This is a genomic window from Microbacterium sp. K41 (assembly GCF_004794395.1).
GTDB classification, from domain to species: domain Bacteria; phylum Actinomycetota; class Actinomycetes; order Actinomycetales; family Microbacteriaceae; genus Microbacterium; species Microbacterium sufflavum.
Window position 1 is genome coordinate 1 of sequence record NZ_SSDO01000295.1, and the last position, 4,612, is coordinate 4,612.

Genomic DNA, 4,612 nt, shown 5'->3' on the forward strand with positions numbered 1-4,612 from the left:
CGGCCTCGACCCCGAGCACGGCGGCCCCGGGGTACGCGGGCGAACCGGTGCGCAGGGCCACCACGCCGCGCGAGTACTTGTCGTCGTCGCGCGTCGCGGCGCGGACGAACCGGGCCGTGTCGACGCGTGACCACTCGCGCGCTTCGCTCATGCCTCCACGTTAGCGGGCGGCCCCGCCGCCTCCCGAGCCCCGGTAGCGTCGAACCGTGAGCCTCCTCTTCTCCCCGTTGACCATCCGCTCGACCACGTTCCGCAACCGCCTGTGGGTCTCCCCGATGTGCATGTACAGCGCCCTCGACGGCGTCGCGCAGGAGTGGCACCACGCCCACCTGGCGCAGTTCGCCTCGGGCGGCGCCGGGCTGATCGTCGCCGAGGCCACCGCCGTGGTGCCGGAGGGTCGCATCTCGCCGCGCGACCTCGGGCTGTGGACCGACGAGCAACGCGACGCCCTCGCCCCCGTCGTCCGGGCGATCCACGACCGGGGCTCGCTCGCCGGCATCCAGCTCGCGCACGCGGGTCGCAAGGCGTCGACATGGTGGCCGTGGGCGCCCGAGCGCGGCTCCGTGCCCGCGACCGAGGGAGGCTGGACCACCGTGGCTCCGTCCGCCGTGGCCTTCGACGGGTTCGCGGATCCGGTCGCCCTCGACGCGGCGAGCATCGACCGCGTGGTCGAGGCGTTCGCCACGGCGGCCCGGCGCGCGCTCGACGCCGGCTTCGACGTGCTGGAGCTGCACGGCGCGCACGGCTACCTGCTGCACCAGTTCCTGTCGCCGCTGTCGAACCACCGCGACGACGAGTACGGCGGCTCGCTCCACAACCGTGCCCGGCTGCTGCTGCGGGTGCTCGACGCCGTGCGCGCGACCGCCGGCGACGACGTCCCGGTGTTCGTGCGGATCTCGGCGACCGACCACGCCGAGGGCGGGTTCACGCCAGACGAGGCCGCAGTGGTCGGGGCGTGGGCGACCGAGCACGGCGCCGACCTGATCGATGTGTCCAGCGGCGGGCTCGTCGCGCACCAGCGCATCGCCGTGTCGCCCGGCTACCAGGTGCCGCTCGCGGAGACCGTGCGCCAGGGCGGCCGCATCCCGGTGTCGGCGGTCGGCCTCATCACCGCGGCCGCACAGGCCGAGCAGGTGCTGGCCGACGGCGCGGCGGATGCGATCTTCGCCGGTCGGGAGTGGCTGCGCGACCCGCACTTCGCGCTGCGTGCGGCGCACGAGCTCGGTGCCGAGGTCGCGTGGCCGCCGCAGTACGAGCGCGCCCGCTGGCGCTGAACCGCCTCTCGACGACGAAGGCCGCCGCCCCATCGGGAACGGCGGCCTTCGCGCTGGACGGCTGTGGTGTCAGTGCCCGCGCACGCGCCGCGTCGCGTCCTGCACCTCACCGACGAGCTCCTCCAGGATGTCCTCCAGGAACAGCACCGCCGTCGTCTCGCCCGCCGAGTCGCGCACCTTCGCCAGGTGACGGCCGGCGCGTCGCATCACGGCGAGCGCGTCCTCCAGGTCGGTGTCCTCCTGCACGGGGACCATGTGGTGGATCCGCTTGCCCGGGATCGGCTCGTGCACCTTCGTGTCCGCGTCCGGCCCCTCCGAGGCGCGCAGGATGTCCTTCAGGTGCACGTACCCGATCGGGGTGTCCTCGTCGTCGACGATCACGTAGCGCGAGAACCCGTAGCGGGCCACGGCCTTCTCGATGTCGTCCGGCGTCGTGGTCTGCGGCAGCGTCACGAGGTCGCCCAGCGGCACCGCCACGTCGCGCGCCTTCTTGTCGGTGAACTCGACGGCGGCGGTCACGGTGCCCGCGGTGTCCATCAGCACGCCCTCGCGACGGGACTGGCTCACGATCGTGGCCACCTCGTCGAGCGTGAAGGTCGAGGCCGCCTCGTTCTTCGGCTCGACGCGGAACAGCCGTAGCACGCCGTTGGCTGCCGCGTTGAGCAGCCAGATCACCGGCATGAACACCTTCGAGATCCACACCAGCGGCGACGCGAGGATCAGCACCGCGCGGTCGGGCACCGAGAACGCCAGGTTCTTCGGCACCATCTCGCCGAACACCACGTGCAGGAACGAGACGACGAGCAGCGCGATCACGAACGAGACCACGTCGACCGCGCCGTCGGCCCAGCCCAGCGCGTGCATCGGCACCGCGAGCAGGTGGTGGATCGCCGGCTCCGACACGTTCAGGATCAGCAGGGAGCAGATCGTGATGCCCAGCTGCGAGGTCGCGAGCATGAGCGTGGCGTGCTCCATCGCGTACAGCGCCGTCTTCGCGGCCCGGGACCCGCGCTCGGCGCGCGGCTCGATCTGCGAGCGCCGCGCGGAGATCACCGCGAACTCCGCGCCGACGAAGAACGCGTTCGCCGCCAGCAGCACGACCAGCCAGGCGAGGCCGACCCAATCGCTCATCGCGACACCTCCTCGGCCTCGAGGGAGTCCGGTCTGGGCACGTAGCGCACCCGGTCCACCCGGCGGCCGTCCATCCGGACGACGTGCAGCGTGCCGCTCTCCAGCGGCACCTCGTCGCCGACGACCGGCACGCGCTCCAGCACGCTCATGACGTAGCCGCCCACGGTGTCGTACACGTCGCCCTCCGGCACGTCGACGCCCGCACGGCTGCGCAGCTCATCGGGGCGCAGCTCGCCGGGGAACGTGATGCCGTCGCGGTTGCGGATGATGCCGGCCCGCGTGCGGTCGTGCTCGTCGGACACCTCGCCCACGAGCTCCTCCACCAGGTCCTCCAGGGTCACGATGCCCGCCGTGCCGCCGTACTCGTCGACCACGACGGCCAGCTGGTAGCCGCGGCCGCGGAGGTCGGAGATCAGCGCGTCGACGTGGGCGGTCTCCGGCACGCGCAGCGGCTCGGTCGCCAGGGCGCCGACGGGCACCTCGGCCCGCCGCTCCCGCGGGACGGCGATCGCGGCCTTCAGGTGCACGACGCCGGTGATGTCGTCGAGGTCCTCGTCGAACACCGGGAAGCGGCTGTGGCCCGTGCGGCGCGCGAGCTGGATCACGTCGTCGACCGAGTCGCCCGCGGCGATCGCGTGCATGCTCGGACGGGCCGTCATCACGTCGGCGGCCGTGAGGCGCGAGAACGTCAGGGTGCGGTCGAGCAGCGTCGCCGTGTCGGCCTCCAGCAGCCCGGCGCTCGCGGAGCGGCGTACCAGAGACGACAGCTCCTCCGCACTCCTGGCGCCGGACAGCTCCTCCTTGGGCTCGATGCCCATGCCGCGCAGCACGCCGTTCGCGCTGCCGTTGAGCACCACGATCGCGGGCTTGAACACGGCCGTGAACGCGGTCTGGAACGGGATCACGAGCTTCGCGGTCGCCAGGGGCAGCGCGAGCGCGAAGTTCTTCGGGACCAGCTCACCCAGGATCATCGACAGCACCGTGGCCACGAACATCGCCACGACGGTCGCGATCGGGGCGACCGCGGCCTCGGGGATGCTCCAGGCGACGAGCGTCGGGCGCAGGAGGTTCGACAGCGCCGGCTCCATCGTGTAACCGGTGAGCAGCGTGGTCAGCGTGATGCCGAGCTGCGCGGACGACAGGTGCGTCGAGGTGTGCTTGAGAGCGCTGATCGTGAGCGAGAGCCGGGATTCGCCCCGGGCCTGTCGCGCCTCCAGTTCGGCCCGGTCGAGATTGACCAGGGCGAACTCGCTCGCGACGAAGAGGCCGGTGCCGACCGTGAGCAGGAGCCCCACGCCCAACATGATGAAATCCATCAGCTATTCCTCTCCGCAGAGAGTCCGGGACGGTGGGGCGATGTTCGGCAACTGGGGGGGTCGTCCATAGTGCGCTCGATTCTACAGAACGCGGCCGTGACCGCGCCCGTGCTACCAGCTGACGGGCAGCGCCTTGCCCTCCTCGTAGCCGGCCGCGGACTGCAGGCCGACCAGCGCGCGCTCGTGGAACTCCGGCACGGTCGCAGCACCCGCGTACGTGAATGAGGACCGCACGCCGGACGTGATCATGTCGAGCAGGTCCTCCACACCCGGCCGCAGCGGGTCGAGGTAGATCTTCGAGGAGGAGATGCCCTCGGCGAACAGCTCCTTGCGGGCGCGCTCGTACGCGTCGAGGCGCTCGAACCGCGCCTGCACGGCCTTGGTCGACGCCATCCCCCACGACTCCTTGAACAGGCGCCCCTCCGCGTCGCGCTGCAGCTCGCCCGGCGCCTCGATCGTGCCGGCGAACCACGAGCCGATCATGACGGAGGCCGCGCCGGCCGCGAGTGCGAGGGCCACGTCGCGCGGGTAGCGCACTCCCCCGTCCGCCCACACGTGCGCTCCGGCCTCGCGGGCGGCCTGCGCCGTCTCCAGCACCGCCGAGAACTGCGGGCGCCCCACGGCGGTCATCATGCGCGTCGTGCACATCGCGCCGGGGCCGACGCCGACCTTGAGGATCGTGGCCCCCGCATCGACGAGGTCGCGCACGCCGTCGGCCGTGACGATGTTGCCCGCGACGATCGGGAGGCCGAGGCCGAGCTCGGCCACCGTGCGCAGTGCGCGGAGCATGCCCTCCTGGTGGCCGTGGGCGGTGTCGAGCACCAGCACGTCCACCCCGGCACCGGCGAGCGCGCGGGCCTTCGCGGCGACGTCGCCGTTGATGCCGACCGC

At 72.4% G+C, this 4,612-nt stretch carries 4 protein-coding genes and 1 pseudogene; 1 reads left to right on the plus strand and 4 read right to left on the minus strand.

The genetic code is table 11. The features are described 5' to 3' along the window. Positions 1-151: pseudogene (locus tag DW309_RS20010) on the minus strand (NAD(P)H-hydrate dehydratase); the annotation flags it as partial. A 55-nt stretch (positions 152-206) separates the two neighbouring features. Here DW309_RS20010 and DW309_RS08605 point away from each other — a divergent pair. Then, on the plus strand, positions 207-1,274 hold the full coding sequence (locus tag DW309_RS08605; protein WP_136045136.1) for an NADH:flavin oxidoreductase/NADH oxidase: 1,068 nt from the start codon (positions 207-209) through the stop codon (positions 1,272-1,274). A 69-nt stretch (positions 1,275-1,343) separates the two neighbouring features. Here the strand turns inward: DW309_RS08605 and DW309_RS08610 are convergent, their stop codons facing one another. The 3 genes from DW309_RS08610 to DW309_RS08620 form a co-directional block, all read right to left on the minus strand. Next, entirely contained in the window at positions 1,344-2,405 is a 1,062-nt protein-coding gene (locus DW309_RS08610) for a hemolysin family protein (protein ID WP_136035230.1), read from the minus strand. After that, positions 2,402-3,721 carry a hemolysin family protein gene (locus tag DW309_RS08615; RefSeq protein ID WP_136030868.1) on the minus strand — a complete coding sequence of 440 codons (1,320 nt, stop codon included), beginning with the start codon at positions 3,719-3,721 and terminating at the stop codon, positions 2,402-2,404. Before DW309_RS08615 ends, DW309_RS08610 begins: the two co-directional genes overlap by 4 nt. Positions 3,722-3,832: 111 nt before the next feature. Beyond that, on the minus strand, positions 3,833-4,612 hold a 780-nt coding region (locus tag DW309_RS08620; protein WP_205812702.1), incomplete at its 5' end, for an IMP dehydrogenase.